The sequence below is a fragment of the Chitinophaga sp. YR573 genome, assembly GCF_900110995.1.
GTDB lineage: Bacteria > Bacteroidota > Bacteroidia > Chitinophagales > Chitinophagaceae > Chitinophaga.
This window is the reverse complement of record NZ_FOJF01000001.1, coordinates 2,207,370-2,225,061: the sequence shown is the minus strand read 5'-3', so window position 1 is coordinate 2,225,061 and position 17,692 is coordinate 2,207,370. Positions and strand designations below refer to the sequence as shown.

The following is a 17,692-nucleotide window of genomic DNA, read 5'->3' as shown; positions in this document are numbered from 1 at the left end:
TCATATGATGTTAACTATCCATAACGGGGACTAAAAAAAATCTTGAGCTTATAGCAAATACCTTGTTTGTAGTTGAACTATTAAAATCTAACAAAATCGTAACAATTATTATTATCAACCAGATCTATGATCTGATCTTTTTCTAAACCAAATCAAACTTTATGAGAAAAGTTTTGCTTTTTGCAACAGTCATGCTTTTGCTTCTATCCCACTACTCTTATTCGCAGGATAGGATGATAAAAGGTATAATAAAGGATGCAAAAGACAATTCACCATTGCCTGGTGTTACAGTGAAGATCAAAGGAACTACTTCAGGGACTGTGAGTGCTTTGGATGGTACATATCAGCTTTCCCTGCCTAATGGCGCAGTTACACTTACTTATTCTTTTATAGGTTATGCTGACCAGGAAATTGCTGTTGGCAACCGTACTACCATTGATGTAGCGCTGGGTACAGGTAATAAAGATCTTTCTGAAGTAGTGGTAGTAGGTTATGGTACACAGGTGAAGAGAGAACTGACAGGAAGTATTTCCAAGATCAGTTCCAGTGAGATAGAGAATTTTCCTGCACCTAGTTTTGAGTCTGCCTTACAAGGTAAAGCAGCAGGTGTGGTAATTGAATCAGGTAGCGGTAAATTAGGACAAGGTATTAAGATCCGTATCCGTGGTACTTCTTCTATTGGTGCCAGCAGTCAGCCATTATATGTAGTAGATGGTATTCCGTTAGTATCAGGCAGCCAGTCTGATGCTAATAATGAGCCAACCAATCCATTAGCCGATATTAACCCTAACGATATTGAGTCTGTAGAAATACTGAAAGATGCTTCTGCAGCTGCTATATATGGAGCACGTGCATCTAATGGAGTAGTGTTGATCACTACTAAAAGAGGCCGTATGGGTGAGAAAACACAGATCTCTCTGGATCTGAGCAGGGGCTTTAGTAATCCTACCAAAAAACGTGGATTCCTGAATGCAAGGCAGTATGTAGACCTGTTACATGAAGCTGCTACCAATGATGGTAAAACTGGTTTTGCTGTTGGTGATTTCGCTTCAGAAGCAGAGGGTATACAGTACATGACAGACTATGTTGACGGGGTCATGGATTATTATTCATTGGGTACTGACTGGCGTAATGCTAAAGTAAATACGAACTGGGAAGATGAGATGTATCGTAAGAATGCTCCAAGCAGCCAGGTGAATCTTTCTGCTTCCGGTGGTAATGAGAAAACACGTTTCTTCGTTTCCGGGTTCTATAGTGACCAGGATGCAATCATAAAAGTAAACCGTTTCAGAAGATATGGTGGCAGGTTAAACCTCGACCACACAGCAAGTTCCCATTTATCGCTGGGTATGAATCTTGCGATAAACCGTTCTCAGCTGGACAGGGTTTCTGATGATAATGCTTATTCTACTCCGGGACAGGTAGTAGCACAGATGCCTATTTCTCCGTTTATTAATCCACATACAAACCAATTGAATGATACTACATTGTATCCAAATGGTTTCAGAGATGCACTATACAATTTTGACAAGCAGGTAAATTTCCATACTATAGGTAGCGCATATGTGAACTATACTTTCTTCCCGTCTTTGTCTTTCCGTTCAGAAGTAGGTACAGATTTGTATAACCTAACAGAAGATGAATATAACGGTAAATTAAGTTCAGATGGTGCAGGTATTGGTAAGGGTACATTTGTGTCTACACAAACAGTGAGTTTAAATACTAATAACTATTTTACGTTTACCCCTCACCTGGGAGAATCTCATAAACTGACGGCTACGTTAGGTATGAGTTATCTGCAGAATGATAATAAAGGTTCGTATTTACAGGGAGAAAACTATCCTTCTGATGCGGTGCCAGATCTTTCCGGTGCAGCAACGATTACAGGTGGCTCAACTACCAATGAGCGTTATACTTTCCTTTCTTACTTCCTGCGTGGTAATTATTCTTTCATGAATAAATACCTGTTTTCTGCCAGTGTACGTACAGATGGTTCTTCACGTTTTGGCCCCAAGAACCATTATGGATGGTTCCCTGCTGTTTCTGCGGGCTGGTTGATCTCTGAAGAAAAGTTCCTGAAAGGAAACAACGTTTTAAATTATCTGAAATTGAAAGCCAGCTATGGTATTACAGGTAACTCAGAAATAGGGAACGGAAGATATCTTACGCAGTTTGCTGTAACGAAGTATCCTGGTAATCCTGGTTATTCAACTAACAGACCAGGCGTTTTAGGAAATGATTCACTTAAATGGGAAAAAACAAAACAGTTTGATGCAGGGATAGAATTCGGATTCTTCAATAACAGGATCTCCGGTGAAGTAGATTATTATAATAAACAAACTTCTGATCTGTTGCTGGCAGCTAACATCCCATACACATCCGGTTTCTCTACTGTGTACAGAAACGCAGGAGACATGGAAAATAAAGGGGTGGAAATCACATTGAACAGCCGTAACATAGACTCTAAGGATTTTGTATGGACTACTACACTGAATCTTGGTTATAACAAGAACAGAGTGAAAAATATTGGTGGTCAGATATTTGAAAGTTCCGGTGGAGAGCAACGTGCTGTTGAAGGACAGCCTATTGGTACCTTCTTCATGGCAAAGTTTGCGGGTGTTGATCCGGCAACCGGAGATGCACTGTATTATGATGCAAGTGGCAAAACAACTAATGATTACAGCGCTGCACCCAGAATGGTTGTTGGCCAGGGTAATCCTGACTGGACCGGTGGTTTATCCAACGCAGTATCTTATAAAGGTTTTGACCTGAACGTACTGTTTACTTTTGTAAGCGGTAACAGTATTTATAACAGGGGAGGTATTTATCAGGCAGCCGGTTTCGGTGGTGGCTTTGATAACCAGACTCATGAAATGCTGGGCAGATGGCAGAAAGCAGGTGATGTTACCAACATTCCCCGTTTGTCTTTCTACTATGGCAACGGTACATCAGAATCTTCCCGTTGGATATATGATGGTTCTTATATCCGTCTGAAAACTGTTACCCTGGGTTATACAGTGCCTAAAGTGGTAACAAGCACTTTGCATATCTCCAGTGCAAGATTATATGTTGCAGGTTATAACCTTTGGACCAAAACAAAATACATAAGTGATCCGGAAGTGAACACAGGTAGTAATGACAATAGTATTAGTAACATTGGTAGTGGTATAGATTTCTATACTATACCTCAGGCTAAAACTATTACTGTTGGTTTAAATGTGAAGTTTTAATAACTGATTATTTAAACTTCAAATTGATTACACAAAAACATTAAATATGAAATCCGTTATCACGAAATATAAAATTTTAATAGTAGTTTTTTTAGGATTGCTGTCGGCATCCTGTAATAAGAAACTAGATGTAAAACCACAGGACACCATCTCTCCTGATCAGATAAAAACTGAGGCTGATGTAACAGCATTGTTGCTTGGAACATACGACGACCTTCAATATTATGATGGTTTTGGACAAAATTATCAGTTGATATCTGACCTGATAGCAAATGAAAATGATATTAGTTTTGTAGGAACTTATGCAGACTACAGAAGGATGGCTAACAGAACAATAGACCGTACATCAAGTATTGCAGAAGGAATCTGGTTAAATGGATACCGGGCTATTAATAAAGCGAATATTGTACTTGATAAACTGGATCTTGTTGCTACTGAAAATAAAGATGCGGTTTCCGGTGAAGCTAAATTTATCCGTGCAGTTGTTTATTATGAGTTGAGTGGTTTTTATGGTAAACCATATTCTGATGGTAACCTGACAACTAATCTTACAGTGCCGTTAGTACTTGATCCGATTGTGAGTACTGACGCAATTGATAAAGCATATGTTGCCCGTGCTACTGTACAGGATGTGCATACACAGATCGTAAAAGATCTGCAGGATGCTATTGCAGAACTTCCTGAAGATAATGGTACACGTGCTAATAAATATGCGGCCTACGCATTTCTTTCACGTGTATATCTCGCTGAAGGAAAATATACGGAAGCTGCAACTGCCGCCGATGCCGTAATTACCAGTGGCGTTTATGCACTGACATCTTCTTTTGCAGGGGCATTTAATAATGTAGCTAACTCAAGCGAAGATATTTTTGGCATACAACAATCAGAACAAAGCAATACAGGAACTTCCAACTTCGGGATCATTACTATGTATGACGCTTATGATGAAGGTCGTGGTGACGTACAGGTAAATGCTGATCATCTGAACATATATGAAGCTGGTGATGAACGTGGTACTTTCTTTTATGAAGGTGGTAGTATTTCCGGATATTCCGGTACTTACACTACTAAGTACCATAGTAAGTATAAAGTGGTTCCTGTAGTTCGCCTTGCAGAAATGTACCTGACCCGTGGAGAAGCTAATTTACGTAGTGGTGGTGCACAGGTAGGTGATGCTACCCCGCTGGAAGATATTACGACCGTACGTGACCGTGCAAAAGCACCCACCTTATTAGCTGTAACCGGAGATGATTTTGTAACAGAACGTTACCGCGAACTGGCTTTTGAAGGGGATAAATTCTGGACTAAAAAACGGTTGAAACTGGATATAGGAACATTAGCTTATGATAATGATAAGCTGATACTGCCTGTACCTGAAAGAGAAAGAGACGTGAACACCAAGCTGACACAGAATAACGGCTACTAAAAGATAATTGTTCTATAAAAAAGGCGCCCGGGGTTCATCCCCGGGCGCCTTTTTACTTTAACTTCAAGGTTATGAGTACCGTGGACATCTACAAAGCACAGCAGGCGTTTTTTGCTTCGGGAAATACGCTGACTTACGCTTTCCGAAAGCAACAGCTTCAATTGCTAAAAGAGGCAATTAAGGAGTATGAAGAGCGGATTCTGGCCGCATTACATGCTGATCTGCATAAACATCCTGTAGAGGCATTTGGGAGTGAAATAGGGCTTATGTATGCGGAAATACGAAGTTTGCTTGCCGGCCTGAAACAATGGATGCGTCCTGAAGAGGTAAGCAGTCCGCTTACCCAGTATCCCAGTTACAGCAGGGTGTACCGGGCACCGCTTGGACTTACGCTGATCATTTCCCCCTGGAATTATCCGTTTCAGCTGTTGATGGCCCCTTTGGCAGGTGCTATTGCCGGAGGGAATTGTGCTATTGTAAAGCCTTCGGAGCTGGCACCTCATACTGCCGTAGTGATAGAATCGCTGATAAAGGAAACTTTTGATCCTGCCTATATAGCAGTGTTACAGGGAGATGGTAGCGTAGTGATTCCGGAAATTATGCAACAGCGGTTTGATCATGTGTTCTTTACAGGTAGTACCGGTGTTGGGAAAAAGATACTGGAGATGGCGGTACCACATCTTACACCTGTAACATTAGAACTGGGGGGAAAATCACCTTGTGTAGTGGATGATAAAGTGGATATCAAAGTGGCTGCCAGACGTATTATCTGGGGTAAATACTGGAATGCGGGACAGACCTGTATCGCTCCGGATTATGTACTGGTGCACCGGGATGTGAAGGATGAACTGGTTGCTGCTATGAAGAAGGCGATCATACAATTCTTTGGAGAAGATCCGTTTCAGAGTCCGGATTATGCAAGGATTATCAACACTAAAAGATTTAATACACTGCGCAGTTATCTTGATCAGGGACATTTGCTGCATGGTGGCGCTGCTGATGAAAAGGAACTGTATATAGCGCCTGCATTACTGGATGGTGTAAGCTGGGACAGTCCTGTTATGCAGGAAGAAATCTTTGGTCCGGTGTTGCCGGTTATTACTTTTGATAAACTGGAAGAAGCGGTGAAACTGATCCGTCAGCAACCGTATCCGCTTTCATTATATGTATTTACGAAAAGAGCAAAGACGGAGAAAATATTATTAGAGCAGGTGCGCTTTGGTGGTGGATGTATCAATAATACGCTTGTACATTTTACTAATCATGAACTGCCCTTTGGTGGTGTGGGTAATAGTGGAATGGGACGATATCACGGGAAGTACAGTTTTGATACTTTCACACATCTTAAGAGTGTGATGAAAACAGGAACCTGGATAGATATACCAACTAAATATCCGCCTTATAAGAATAAACTGAAAATAGTGAAACTGATGATGAAGTAATGAACGGCTGGCCCGCAAATCAGCTGGCCAGCCGCATTCAGGCTATAAATCGGCTTTGTGTAATCTCTTTGGTACCTGTACCTGCAATGTAGTTTGTTGTCCATCTCTTTTCACCTTTGCATTCATCGTTCCTTTATCTTTATTCTCCCGGTAAGTATTGGTGATATCACGGGCAGAATTTACTGTAATTCCGGCCAGTTCTGTAATGATATCATTTTCTTTAAATCCTGCTTTTTCTGCTGCAGAACCGGGAGCTACGGATAATACCACTGCACCTTCCCCGTTTTCTGTATCCTGCACTGATAGTCCAAGTTTTACATCGTCATTATTATTGCGGAAGTTCATACCTCCACGTGGCATGTTACGGAAGAAATTATCAGGCCCGTCCTGATTATTGTTGCGGGGGAACAGTTGTGCGCGGGGGAACTGTTCGGTTTTTCTTTCATCCAGTGCCACTGTGATTTTATTCTCTTTCTTATTACGCAGGTAGGTAACAGTCACTTTATCTCCTGGTTCATGTGCGCCTATCTTTTCAAATAATTCCTTTGGCTCAGAGATCTTATCTGCATCAATCTGAGTGATTACATCTCCTTCTTTCATACCTGCTTTTTCGGCAGGAGTACCTTTGCCTACTTCTCTTATTGTAGCGCCGGCGGCTTCTTTCTTTTCAGTAATTACACCTAATATTGCTTTGCCGGGAACGATTGCCATATTATCATCATCCTCGTCGTCATTATTGAAAAATTGCAGGCCACGGTGTTGTCCGAAGTCGAATTTGTTGCCGTCAACGGGTCTTATCCGGCGACGGTAAACAGAAAGATCTCCATCTTTGTAGGCATCCAATTTTTCTCCATCTACCAAAACGTTTCCGTCTTTGATTTCAACAGTCACCTTGCCGTCTTTATCATTATTGCGTTTAATGATGATCTCGTCATATTCGCCTAGTTTGTCGCCCTTTTTATCCTGGGCGTGTGAAGTAGTAATTATAGCAAAGCAGGTTATGCTTGCCAGGGTAAGGGTTTGCAGTAGCTTGCTCATAAACTGATTGTTTTTTTGACAAATTTAGATGAGGGAGAGGCAAAGGAAAAGTTAAAATCGACGTACGCGGTGGGGATTGATAAAAATCGTAATATAGAGTATGGCTAAACAAACCTTATTACAGATACCTACACCCTGTTCCCAGAACTGGGAGGAGATGAGTGTTGTTCCTGGTGGGCGGTTTTGTGATAGTTGTGAGAAGAAAGTAATAGATTTTTCATTGATGAGTGATCGCCAGATACTGGGGATATTAAGTAAGAGCAAGGGGGAAGTTTGTGGGCGTTTTGTAAATGAACAGCTGAACAGGGAGTTGGCTGTTAGCAGCCAGCAGTCTAATGCGTTGATTCCTGCGGTGCTTATTAGTACAGCTCTGATGGCAGGGACAGCTATGTCTGTTCATGCAACTGAAAGGAAGCTGCCAGATATGGAGCAGGATACGACTAAACCAGTGGCTCTTATTCCTCCTGATACGACCGAATGTGATATTTTGCCTGGGTATCCGGCATTGAGTAGTGATCTTGTTGTGGTCGGATATGGAGTAACAAAAAAGACCTTTATTACAGGAGCTATTGCAATAAGGTCTGAAGTCATTCAAAATCTTGCACCTAAGAAAAAAAGACGGTTTAACTTTTGGAGATAAGGATTGGCATTATTTACAGAAGATAAAAAGGAGAGGTTCGACACTTACTGTCAAACCTCTCCTTTTTATCTTTTATAACATTGCTTTCACCTGGCTGATCACCTGATCCAGCTGTCCGGCTTCCTGGCCACCAGCAGTAGCAAAGGATTTCTGACCACCGCCGCCGCCTTTGATGATAGGCGCAATCTTTTCCTTGATGATTTTAGGCGCATCCAGTCCTTTCTCTGCTACCAGGTTATCGGAGATCATGAGTGCTACACTGGCTTTACCACCTACGTTGGCAGCAAAGATGAACACATGATTGCTGATCTCGTTTTTCAGGTTGGTGCAGAGTTGTTTCAGGCCATCAGCACTGCTTACTTCTACTATCTTACCTAAGAAGTTAATGCCATTGATCTGTTCTACCTGTGATTTAAGACTGGCAGACAGTTGTTTTAACTTCTCCTGTTCCAGCAGTTCCAGCTGTTTTTCAAGTATAGCTTTATCCTGTAAAAGCGTTTCTATTGCTTTAGCCGGTTCTTTCGGATTCTTGAGTGCCGCTTTGACCTCTTTCAGCTGCTGGAGTTCGTTATTTACAAAGGAAAGTGCATTGTTGCCGGTTACTGCCTCAATACGGCGTACACCCGCAGCAACTGCGCTTTCAGAAGTGAATTTGAAGAGTCCCAGTTCGCCGGTAGCTGCGATATGGGTACCGCCGCACAGTTCTACTGAGTAGGCAGGGTCCATTACTACCACACGTACCACATCGCCGTATTTTTCACCGAACAATGCCATTGCACCCAGTTTCAGGGCTTCTTCTTTAGGCAGTTCTTTAATGACTACAGGAATATTAGCACGGATCTTTTCGTTAACGATATCCTCTATTTTAGCCAGTTCTTCATCAGTTACTTTTGCAAAGTGTGAGAAGTCGAAGCGCAGATAGGCTGTATTTACCAGGGAACCTTTCTGTGCCACATGCGTACCCAGCACCTGTCGCAATGCTGCATGCAGCAAATGGGTAGCAGAGTGGTTCAGTGCTGTAAGCTGACGTTTTTCCCTGTCAATCACTGCTGTTACTGTTCCGGTAATGGTAACCGGCAATTTATCTACAAAGTGAACGATCAGGTCGTTTTCTTTTTTAGTATCGGTTACGGTGATGGCTTCGCCGTTAAAGGTGATCAGACCGGTATCGCCTATCTGTCCGCCGCTTTCTGCGTAGAAAGGTGTCTGAGCCAGTACCAGCTGGTATTGCTCTTTGCCTTTGGACTTGATTTTACGGTATTTGGTAACATGCGTTTCTGTACCGAAAAGCTCGTAACCTATGAATTTGGTGGATGGCGTTTCATCTAATACTGTCCAGTCGTCAGTATCCAGTTCTGTAGCTGCGCGGGAACGGTCTTTCTGCTCTTTAAGCGCCGCATTGAAACCTTCTTTATCAACCGTAAAGCTATTTTCAGAAGCAATCAGTTCCGTCAGGTCAATGGGGAAGCCATAGGTATCATTGAGTTCAAAGGCAGTGCGGCCATCAATGGATTTTTGTTTGGCATTGCCCATGAAATCCTCAATACGGCGGATCCCGCTATCGAGGGTACGTAAGAAGCTGTTTTCCTCTTCAAACACTACTTTTTTCACGAAGTCCGCCTGTTGCAGCAGTTCCGGGAACACAGTAGCAAACTGTTGAGCCAGTACAGGTACCAGTTCATGCAGCAAAGGCTTTTTCTGATCCAGGAAGGAGAAATAATAGCGGACAGCACGGCGGAGAATACGGCGGATTACATACCCTGCACCAGTATTGGCAGGCAGTTGTCCATCAGCGATGGTGAAGCAGATAGCACGGATATGATCTGCAATTACGCGGAAGGCCACGTCCTGTTTGCTGTCTGTACGACCATAAGTATGGCCGGTGAGCTGTTCTGTACTGTGGATGGTACCCATGAACACATCTGTGTCATAGTTGGAGGATTTGCCCTGCATCACCCTTACCAGGCGTTCGAAGCCCATCCCGGTATCCACATGCTGAGCCGGAAGCGGTTCCAGGCTACCATCTTTAAGACGGTTGAACTGCATGAATACGTTGTTCCAGATCTCTATCACCTGCGGATCATCTGCATTTACCAGTTTACTGCCATCTGTCTGGGCCCTTTCGCTATCAGGACGGCAGTCTACATGGACTTCTGAGCATGGACCGCATGGGCCGGTATCTCCCATTTCCCAGAAATTATCCTTCTTATTACCCAGCAGGATACGGTCTTCTGCGATATGCTGTTTCCAGAAGTTATATGCTTCTTCATCTTTGGGTAGCCCTTCTTTAGCATCTCCTTCAAAGACGGTTACATACAGGCGGTCTTTCGGGATTTTGTAAATTTCTGTTAATAATTCCCAACTCCAGGCGATGGCTTCTTCTTTGAAGTAGTCACCAAAGCTCCAGTTTCCCAGCATCTCGAACATGGTATGATGGTAGGTATCGATACCCACTTCTTCCAGGTCATTATGTTTACCGCTAACACGCAGGCATTTTTGTGTGTCTGCCACCCTTTTCCAGGCTGGTGCCCTGTTCCCGAGGAAATAGTCTTTGAACTGATTCATTCCCGCGTTGGTAAACAACAGGGTTGGATCGTTCTTAACCACGATGGGAGCAGAAGGTACGATGTGGTGACCTTTGGATGTAAAAAAGTCCAGGAATTGCTGACGAATCTCGGGTGCAGTCATAAATATTTGAAATAATTGATATGTATTATAATTTTGTGTCAACTAAATGACTTTAATTTGTATTTTAAGCCAACTTGTGGTATTTAGAAAATTGACATTCAAAAGATTGCCCTTTTAGTCTAATTCCATTAGGTTTGCACACCCCCCGTTTTAAGGCGGAAGGAGTGCAAAAATATTGAAAAAGTCTATAAACCCTCATCCATACGTGTATAACCCTATGAAAAATAAACACAAGGACTTACGTTAGGTTGTAGTTCTGCTTAAATGCATAAGCCCGGTACATGAAGAAGGTTAAATACTTTTATAATACACAAACACTTAAATATGAGAAGCTCGTAGTATCACTGCGGGTAAAAGTACTTCGTATTCTGGGGTTTATTTCGGCGGCGATCGTTACAGGGTTTATCTTCCTGTCTGTCTCCTATCGCGTGCTGGATTCACCAAAAGAAAAGTCGCTGAGGCGGGAGGTCGAGATCATGAACGAGCGATATGAGGCTATGCAGGGCCGGATGAATGAGGTGAAATCCCAGTTATCTGAGCTGGAACATCGTGATAATGAGATTTATAGAGTAATATTTGAGGCTTCCCCTATCCCGGACAGTACAAGGGCTGGTAAATCGGAGAAAGAGGAAGAACTCACCCAGTTGCAGTCATTTTCCAGTAGTGAGATCATTGCCAGTACAGGAGTATTGTTAAAAGAGCTGATTCACAGGATACAGGTGCAGGGGAAATCTTATGAGAAGATTGATGACCTGGTGAAGAACAAACAAAAGATGCTGGCTTCTATACCGGCTATACAACCGGTATCAAATAAAGACCTGAAGCGTATTGCTTCCGGGTTCGGGTATCGTATCGATCCAATTTATAAAACTGTAAAATATCATTCCGGGCTTGACTTTGCGGCTCCTGCGGGTACGCCGATATATGCCACCGGGGATGGTGTAGTGGAAGATGCAAGTATGAGTGATGTGGGTTATGGTAACCATGTATTGATCAATCATGGCTATGGTTACAAGACATTGTATGGCCATATGCTGAAGATTAAAGTGAAGGACGGGCAGACGCTGAAACGTGGGGATGTGGTTGGTTGGGTAGGTAGTACCGGTAAATCTACAGGTCCACACTGTCACTATGAGGTAAGTAAAAACGGGGAAAAAGTTGATCCAGTATATTTCTTCTTTAATGATCTGTCGCCGGAAGAGTTTGACCGTATGCTGAAGATTGCCCGCTCGGGTAACCAGTCTTTCGATTAAATTTTTTGTAATTTGGTAAAATAAAAGTTGTTGGTTCCGGGATAATAGTTTGTTTTCCAAGGACTAAATAACGGATATTTGCCATATTGTAACTGCTAATGATGCAACAGCTGGATCTTTTTTCTTCATCGGAGCCATCTCCGCCTGTACCTGAAAAGGAAACAGAGAAAGTGGCTGTAATCCCCCCCCAGATAGTGGAGGAGGATGAACCGCGGGTGAAGATTCAGATACAGTTACCACCAGATACACCTCCTCCTGTGTCTGTAACAGGAACCTCTGTTACTTCGTCACAACCTCCTCTGAAAAAACGCGGGCGTAAATCTCTGAAAGAGGTCGCAGATGATCCTGACCTTATCAAGACGCTGGACGCTGTATCTCTGGACAAACAATATTATTCCATTAGTGAAGTAGCTACGATGTTTAAAGTAAATACATCGCTGATACGCTATTGGGAGAATGAATTTGATATATTGCAGCCCAAAAAGAACCGAAAAGGTGATCGTTTGTTCCGCCAGGAAGACATTCACCACCTGAAACTTATTTATCACCTGCTACGTGAAAGGAAGTATACCATTGAAGGAGCTAAGCAAAAACTAAAGGAAGACCGGAAATTAGCAGCCCGTAATTTCGAAATGGTACAAGCTTTGCTTAAGGTGAAGGGGTTTTTATCAGAACTGAAGGAACAATTATAAAAATAAATTATGCGATTGAAATCATTATTACTGGGAGGTGGCCTGTTGCTGTCTACCCTGTCCTGGGCGCAAAGCACCACCAGCATAGCTTCTAATGGAAAGAAAGTATTGAAAGGCAAGATTGAGATGAACACATTGATGAATGATAGTGCCTTTGCATGGTTTTATTCAGGCGTGAATAAGTATCAGCCGAATGAGAATATGCTAAATTATGTAAAAGACAATCGTGGTAAGTTTAATGTAGTAGCAGTAGTAGGTACCTGGGATGATGCCAGCCGCCGTGCATTACCCGCATTATATAAAGTGATGATATTGGCTGGTAGTCCTGATGAACAGATTCTTACTTATGGTGCAGATGAAAAATTACAGACGAATGCTCCGCAGGATTATAAAGTAAAGAAACTGCCTGTGTTTATTGTGTTCCGTGAAGGAAAGGAAATAGGCCGTATCAATTCTGATGAAGAAGATACGATTGAATCCGCTATGGCAAAGATTCTGTTGAAAGCAAACAGGAAAGAAAAGGAATAAAAGATACGAAACTTATTTATTGGAACCTGGCTCTTTAAAGGAGCCAGGTTTTTTTATGTCTATTTTTCGTTGATCTCTACTTTGGTGCTGGATAATTTCGCACCACGGTTTTCCAGAGCCTTTATCACAGCCAGGTTTACATCACTACGCAGGGCATTATATTGTATACCTTCAATAACATAGGTCATGTAGATGATCTGTATTACATAGGTATCTTTAGTGAAGTCATGCAGGTTCACTATAAATCCTTCCAGGATCTTTTCATTTCCTTTAAGGATATCTTTTATATCCTGTAATACCTGGATCAGGCTTGCGGCCGGGGTATCTCCGGCTACTTCCAGGCGCATATCCACACGTTGCTCCGTGCGCAGGGAAAGGTTGTCCAGGATGCTATCTACCATCTTTTTATTAGGAACTGTTACGTATGTTTTTTCTTTTGTACGGATACGGGTACTGCGTAATCCTATCTTCTCCACACTTCCCTGGTAGCTATCTACTTTAACTGTATCACCCACGCGGAAAGGTTTGTCGAAGAAGATGATAAAGGAGCCGATCAGGTTTTCTATGCTCTCTTTAGCAGCCAATGCAAGGGCTGCCGCACCTATTCCAAGACCAGCAATAATCTTATTCACGAGTACTGCGCCGAAGATGATCCTGATGAATGCTACTGCACCAAAAACGAATACAAGTGCTTTGAAGAAATCCCGGAAAAATACGATGAACTGGTTATCGGTAATATCATGTGCGATATCTGTTCCCCTGCTGATCATGAGGGTAACAAAGTCTATTGCACGTAATACGATCCATATTACACAGAGGGTAAGTGTAAGGTTCAACGCGGTACCAAGAATCCCTTTTAAGGTGAAATCATTATATACTTTGATATTGAGTTCAGGCGGAAAGTTGAGATGATCTGCTGTGAGCATGAACGCGATGAGTAACAGGAAATATTCCAGCGGCTGTAACAGCAGATGTGAAAACTCCTGTTGCTGGATATCCGGTACCCAGTGTTTTACCTCTTTGAATAGCAGATTCGCTATTCCCTGAGAGAGGTAACGCTTGATCATGGAAACGAACAGCAATACTATTGCCAGTATAAAATAGCTCTGAATAGAGTTGCCAAGGACAATCCGGTCTAAAAAATTATTCATAGTCTGTGGTGCATTCTGAGCTGCGAAATTATATAATCCTTTTACTATCTATGTCATCTATTACAACAACGCCCGGGCGTTTCCCCTTTTCAAAGCTACCGTATAAATCTGCAATACCCAGTGCCATGGCCCCGTTTAAAGTAGCCCACTGTAGTATTTCAGTCAGTGGGATGGCAGGAAAATGTTTCCGGATGGTCTTGATTTCTTCCCAGATGGACAGCTGATGATTGGAAGCGAGGCTGTCTGTTCCCAGGGTGATGGTGCAACCCTGACTGCGGAGTAAGGGGATATCCGGCAGGCGGTTTTCTATGTACAGGTTAGCCTGCGGGCAAAGACACCAATAGGCCTGCAAGGCATTGTCTTTTGTGAATTGGATATCTGATTCCTGTGTAAAGGTATTATGCACCAGTATCAGGGGGAGTTGTTTGAACCAGGGTAACCAGGCAGGCAGACTGTTCGTGCCTGTAGGCTGGAATGCAGTAGCATCCATCCCGAAATGCTGGTAAAAACGAAGGAAATCGCCTGTTTTATCTCTGTAAAGTGTGTTTTCTGCTTCAGATTCCTGATTATGGATGCTGACAGGCGTATTCTCCGGTGTAGCAGATAATAGCGCAAACAACTCCGGGCTTACTGAGTAAGGTGCATGGGGAACAATGGAGCAAGGTAATCCTGCTTCCCGGAACTGCTCAAGTACTCCTGTGCTATATTCATAGCGGTTTTGTGCGAAAGAAGGAACAAAGCCCATGCATTCCACAAAGGAGTGATAATATAAGGTGGATTCTTTCTTTTGTTGAAGAGAGGCGGTGCCGTTACAGATATCTCCTACAGCAGTTATACCACTCTGCCACATGGCCATTTCGGCGTTAGCCATTGCTATGGACTGAGCTTCAGGGTCCTGCTGACCTCTTTTTTCCATGACACTGGTAAGGAAGGCCGGGAGGCCGGTACCCTGGGCTATCAGACCTGCCATATGAGACAATTCCAGATGACAATGCGTATTTATGAAACCCGGACAAAGGATTCCGTTCACTTCCCGTACATTATCTCCTGCCTCACTTTCCGGTACGATATCCTGCACGATACCCTTATCAGACAAGACAAGTACCCTGTTTCCCGGTAGCAATTCCTGCCCTGTAAATATTGCGGTTCCTTTAAATTTAGCAAGTTGGACCATATACTTGTAACGAATTATGTTAATTGGTGTTAATTTTGCAAACCTGTTTAAGCAGCCGTACTGCTTAGACATCCATCAAAGATAATTATGATAGATAAACTAGAAGCTATAAAAGGCCGGTTTGAGCAAGTATCTCTTGCATTGACCAATCCGGAAATAGTGCGCGATAATAAGCAGTTCAGTAAGCTGAGTAAAGAATACCGGCAGCTGGAGAAGATTGTAAAGTCGTACGACAGTTATATGAAAGTACTTGACAGCATTGCTTTCAATAAGGAAGTGCTGGAAAGTGGTGATGATGAAATGAGGGAGCTGGCGAAAGAAGAAACTGAGCAACTGGCTCAGCAGAAGATAGACCTGGAAGAGGCTATCCGTAATTTGCTGATCCCTAAAGATCCTCAGGATGAGAAAAATGCTCAGCTGGAAATCCGCGGTGGAACCGGTGGAGACGAGGCCGCCATCTTTGCCGGTGACCTGTTACGCATGTATATGCGTTACTTTGAGAACAAAGGGTGGAGTTTTAGCGTTATGAACGAGACACCCGGTAGTGCGGGCGGTTATAAAGAAGTTGTGCTGGAAGTAACCGGAGATGATGTGTACGGCACACTCAAGTTTGAATCAGGGGTACACCGTGTACAGCGTGTACCGGCAACAGAAACTGCAGGCCGTGTGCATACATCGGCGGCAACAGTAGCAGTACTGCCGGAAGCAGAAGAAGTGGATGTGGATGTAAGGGAAGCTGATATTAAAATGGATACTTTCCGTTCATCAGGTGCGGGTGGACAGCACGTAAACAAAACGGAGTCTGCGGTGCGTTTAACGCATATCCCTACCGGTGTGGTGGTAGAGTGCCAGGAAGGCCGTAGCCAGCACTCCAACAGGGATATTGCTATGAAGATGCTGCGTTCACGTATATATGAAGCAGCCGTGCGTAAGCATGAAGAGGCGATCGCTTCCCAGCGTAAAAGTCTGGTGTCTACGGGTGACCGCTCTGCAAAAATCCGTACATACAATTATCCACAGGGTCGTGTCACTGATCACCGTATTGGTATGACCATTTACAACCTGGATGCTTTTATGAATGGTGATGTGCAGGAAATGATCCAGGCGCTGCAGTTTGCAGAGAATGCAGAGAAAATGAAGATGGGCAGTTAAAACTGGCAGCATATTTGTCTATCCCTCAGTAATTATCATTAATCAGATATTTAATTAAAATACATAAGATGAGAAGAATTAATCCTATAGTGGCTATTTTACTGTGTGCAACAACGTTATTTAGCTGTAAAACGTGGCAAAGCATGGATAACACCAAAAAAGGCGCTGCCATAGGCGTTGGCGGTGGAGCTGCAACTGGCGCAATCATTGGCCGTGTAGCAGGTAATACTGCGTTGGGTGCTATTATTGGTGCTGCTGTAGGCGGTACCGCTGGTGTACTGATCGGAAAGAAAATGGACAAACAGGCCCAGGAAATAAAAACAGAAGTACCGAATGCTACAGTAGAACGTGTAGGTGAAGGTATCAATGTAACCTTTAACTCAGGCGTACTGTTTGGTTTTGATAAATCAGATCTTACCTCTACTGCACAGACTAACATTAAGCAACTGGCTACCATTCTGAATAAGTATCCTGATACTTATGTACGTGTGGAAGGTCATACAGATACTACCGGTACAGATGCATACAACAATGCATTATCTGAAAGACGTGCCACTGCTGTAGCTAATTATCTGAAAAATCAGGGAGTTGCTGCCAGCCGTGTACAGACATTCTGGTATGGTTCAAAACAACCTGTAGTGCCTAATAACTCTGATGCTAACAAGGCTAAGAACCGTCGTGTAGAGTTCTCTATCTATGCAAATGATAAGATGAAGTCTGATGCGAAACAAGAAGCGCAATAATTAATACATCATAAAAAAAAGCCCTCATGTCTCAGACGTGAGGGCTTTTCTTTTTTATCTCAGCCACCATTTTCTGATCAGCTTAAAAGCCAGAATACCAGCTATTGCACCTATTGTATCTGCCGCTACATCTGCCATATCAAAGCTGCGCTGAATAGCAAAATACTTCTGGATATATTCAATTGCCAGGCCGTAGAAGGCCGCGGAAATTGCAAAGAACGTGAATGTGAGCTTAGAGATAAACCCATGCCGACGATAATAACCAAGGCATAATAAGAGTACCGTACATCCGAATAAACCGAAGTGTACGATCTTATCCATATGGATCTTTTCAAATATCGGGGACTTGGGCAAGTCATTTCCGGGAAGAGTACAGAGAAATAGTACCAACAAGATCCATAGAATGGCTGGTATGTAAAATCTTAAATTCCTGAGTGCTGGCACGTCTATCTGTTTTGATGATGGGGTATAAAATTAAGGTTATAAAGTTATTACTAACCTTATAACCTTAGCGGGCATACCCTTTTTAACCTTT

The 17,692-nt window shown here is 42.9% G+C and carries 14 protein-coding genes; 9 read left to right on the top strand and 5 right to left on the bottom strand.

The annotated features are described in order from the left end of the window. Window positions 1–161 precede the first annotated feature (161 nt). The 3 genes from BMW86_RS09315 to BMW86_RS09305 all read left to right on the top strand — a co-directional run bounded on the left by BMW86_RS09315 (window position 162) and on the right by BMW86_RS09305 (window position 6,098). The gene (locus BMW86_RS09315; protein WP_089781154.1) at window positions 162–3,230 is read left to right on the top strand and encodes a SusC/RagA family TonB-linked outer membrane protein; all 3,069 of its coding nucleotides are present in this window, start codon (window positions 162–164) and stop codon (window positions 3,228–3,230) included. A 46-nt stretch (window positions 3,231–3,276) separates the two neighbouring features. Further along, on the top strand, window positions 3,277–4,656 hold the full coding sequence (locus BMW86_RS09310) for a RagB/SusD family nutrient uptake outer membrane protein (RefSeq protein ID WP_089781152.1): 1,380 nt from the start codon (window positions 3,277–3,279) through the stop codon (window positions 4,654–4,656). Between the two features lie 71 nt (window positions 4,657–4,727). Further along, a complete protein-coding gene (locus tag BMW86_RS09305) occupies window positions 4,728–6,098 on the top strand; it encodes an aldehyde dehydrogenase (RefSeq protein ID WP_089781150.1) in 1,371 nt (456 codons plus the stop codon). A 42-nt stretch (window positions 6,099–6,140) separates the two neighbouring features. Here BMW86_RS09305 and BMW86_RS09300 read toward each other — a convergent pair whose 3' ends face one another. Then, window positions 6,141–7,136, bottom strand: coding sequence for a PDZ domain-containing protein (locus BMW86_RS09300; RefSeq protein ID WP_089781148.1), 996 nt, complete (start codon window positions 7,134–7,136; stop codon window positions 6,141–6,143). Between the two features lie 100 nt (window positions 7,137–7,236). On the opposite strand from BMW86_RS09300, the gene BMW86_RS09295 reads away from it, so the two are divergent. Continuing rightward, the gene (locus tag BMW86_RS09295) at window positions 7,237–7,776 is read left to right on the top strand and encodes a hypothetical protein (protein WP_089781146.1); all 540 of its coding nucleotides are present in this window, start codon (window positions 7,237–7,239) and stop codon (window positions 7,774–7,776) included. Between the two features lie 72 nt (window positions 7,777–7,848). On the opposite strand, the gene alaS is transcribed toward BMW86_RS09295, so the two are convergent. After that, on the bottom strand, window positions 7,849–10,464 hold the full coding sequence (gene alaS, locus BMW86_RS09290; protein WP_089781143.1) for an alanine--tRNA ligase: 2,616 nt from the start codon (window positions 10,462–10,464) through the stop codon (window positions 7,849–7,851). Between the two features lie 281 nt (window positions 10,465–10,745). Here alaS and BMW86_RS09285 point away from each other — a divergent pair, with 281 nt between their 5' ends. From BMW86_RS09285 to BMW86_RS09275, 3 genes are all read left to right on the top strand, one after another. Beyond that, the gene (locus tag BMW86_RS09285) at window positions 10,746–11,717 is read left to right on the top strand and encodes a M23 family metallopeptidase (protein WP_089781141.1); all 972 of its coding nucleotides are present in this window, start codon (window positions 10,746–10,748) and stop codon (window positions 11,715–11,717) included. Between the two features lie 98 nt (window positions 11,718–11,815). Next, the gene (locus BMW86_RS09280) at window positions 11,816–12,409 is read left to right on the top strand and encodes a MerR family transcriptional regulator (RefSeq protein ID WP_255372886.1); all 594 of its coding nucleotides are present in this window, start codon (window positions 11,816–11,818) and stop codon (window positions 12,407–12,409) included. A 9-nt stretch (window positions 12,410–12,418) separates the two neighbouring features. Continuing rightward, window positions 12,419–12,937 (top strand): thioredoxin domain-containing protein, encoded by a 519-nt coding sequence (locus tag BMW86_RS09275; RefSeq protein ID WP_089781139.1) that lies wholly within the window; start codon window positions 12,419–12,421, stop codon window positions 12,935–12,937. Window positions 12,938–12,996: 59 nt separating this feature from the next. On the opposite strand, the gene BMW86_RS09270 is transcribed toward BMW86_RS09275, so the two are convergent. Continuing rightward, entirely contained in the window at window positions 12,997–14,088 is a 1,092-nt protein-coding gene (locus BMW86_RS09270; RefSeq protein WP_089781137.1) for a mechanosensitive ion channel family protein, read from the bottom strand. 28 nt (window positions 14,089–14,116) lie between these two features. Further along, a complete protein-coding gene (locus BMW86_RS09265; protein WP_177189205.1) occupies window positions 14,117–15,262 on the bottom strand; it encodes an amidohydrolase family protein in 1,146 nt (381 codons plus the stop codon). A gap of 87 nt (window positions 15,263–15,349) precedes the next feature. On the opposite strand from BMW86_RS09265, the gene prfA reads away from it, so the two are divergent. After that, entirely contained in the window at window positions 15,350–16,414 is a 1,065-nt protein-coding gene (prfA, locus tag BMW86_RS09260) for a peptide chain release factor 1 (protein WP_089781133.1), read from the top strand. A 143-nt stretch (window positions 16,415–16,557) separates the two neighbouring features. Further along, window positions 16,558–17,157, top strand: coding sequence for a YiaD family glycine zipper/OmpA-like lipoprotein (locus BMW86_RS09255; RefSeq protein WP_255372885.1), 600 nt, complete (start codon window positions 16,558–16,560; stop codon window positions 17,155–17,157). Window positions 17,158–17,211: 54 nt separating this feature from the next. Here BMW86_RS09255 and BMW86_RS09250 read toward each other — a convergent pair whose 3' ends face one another. Then, window positions 17,212–17,478 (bottom strand): VanZ family protein, encoded by a 267-nt coding sequence (locus BMW86_RS09250; protein WP_089781130.1) that lies wholly within the window; start codon window positions 17,476–17,478, stop codon window positions 17,212–17,214. Between the last annotated feature and the right edge of the window lie 214 nt (window positions 17,479–17,692).

What these genes read in the sequence shown, in the direction of transcription:
- BMW86_RS09315 (WP_089781154.1), top strand. Translation starts at nt 162, where the DNA reads ATGAGAAAAGTTTTGCTTTTTGCAACAGTCATGCTTTTGCTTCTATCC.
- BMW86_RS09310 (WP_089781152.1), top strand. Translation starts at nt 3,277, where the DNA reads ATGAAATCCGTTATCACGAAATATAAAATTTTAATAGTAGTTTTTTTA.
- BMW86_RS09305 (WP_089781150.1), top strand. Translation starts at nt 4,728, where the DNA reads ATGAGTACCGTGGACATCTACAAAGCACAGCAGGCGTTTTTTGCTTCG.
- BMW86_RS09300 (WP_089781148.1), bottom strand. Translation starts at nt 7,136, where the DNA reads ATGAGCAAGCTACTGCAAACCCTTACCCTGGCAAGCATAACCTGCTTT.
- BMW86_RS09295 (WP_089781146.1), top strand. Translation starts at nt 7,237, where the DNA reads ATGGCTAAACAAACCTTATTACAGATACCTACACCCTGTTCCCAGAAC.
- alaS (WP_089781143.1), bottom strand. Translation starts at nt 10,464, where the DNA reads ATGACTGCACCCGAGATTCGTCAGCAATTCCTGGACTTTTTTACATCC.
- BMW86_RS09285 (WP_089781141.1), top strand. Translation starts at nt 10,746, where the DNA reads ATGAAGAAGGTTAAATACTTTTATAATACACAAACACTTAAATATGAG.
- BMW86_RS09280 (WP_255372886.1), top strand. Translation starts at nt 11,816, where the DNA reads ATGATGCAACAGCTGGATCTTTTTTCTTCATCGGAGCCATCTCCGCCT.
- BMW86_RS09275 (WP_089781139.1), top strand. Translation starts at nt 12,419, where the DNA reads ATGCGATTGAAATCATTATTACTGGGAGGTGGCCTGTTGCTGTCTACC.
- BMW86_RS09270 (WP_089781137.1), bottom strand. Translation starts at nt 14,088, where the DNA reads ATGAATAATTTTTTAGACCGGATTGTCCTTGGCAACTCTATTCAGAGC.
- BMW86_RS09265 (WP_177189205.1), bottom strand. Translation starts at nt 15,262, where the DNA reads ATGGTCCAACTTGCTAAATTTAAAGGAACCGCAATATTTACAGGGCAG.
- prfA (WP_089781133.1), top strand. Translation starts at nt 15,350, where the DNA reads ATGATAGATAAACTAGAAGCTATAAAAGGCCGGTTTGAGCAAGTATCT.
- BMW86_RS09255 (WP_255372885.1), top strand. Translation starts at nt 16,558, where the DNA reads ATGGATAACACCAAAAAAGGCGCTGCCATAGGCGTTGGCGGTGGAGCT.
- BMW86_RS09250 (WP_089781130.1), bottom strand. Translation starts at nt 17,478, where the DNA reads ATGGATAAGATCGTACACTTCGGTTTATTCGGATGTACGGTACTCTTA.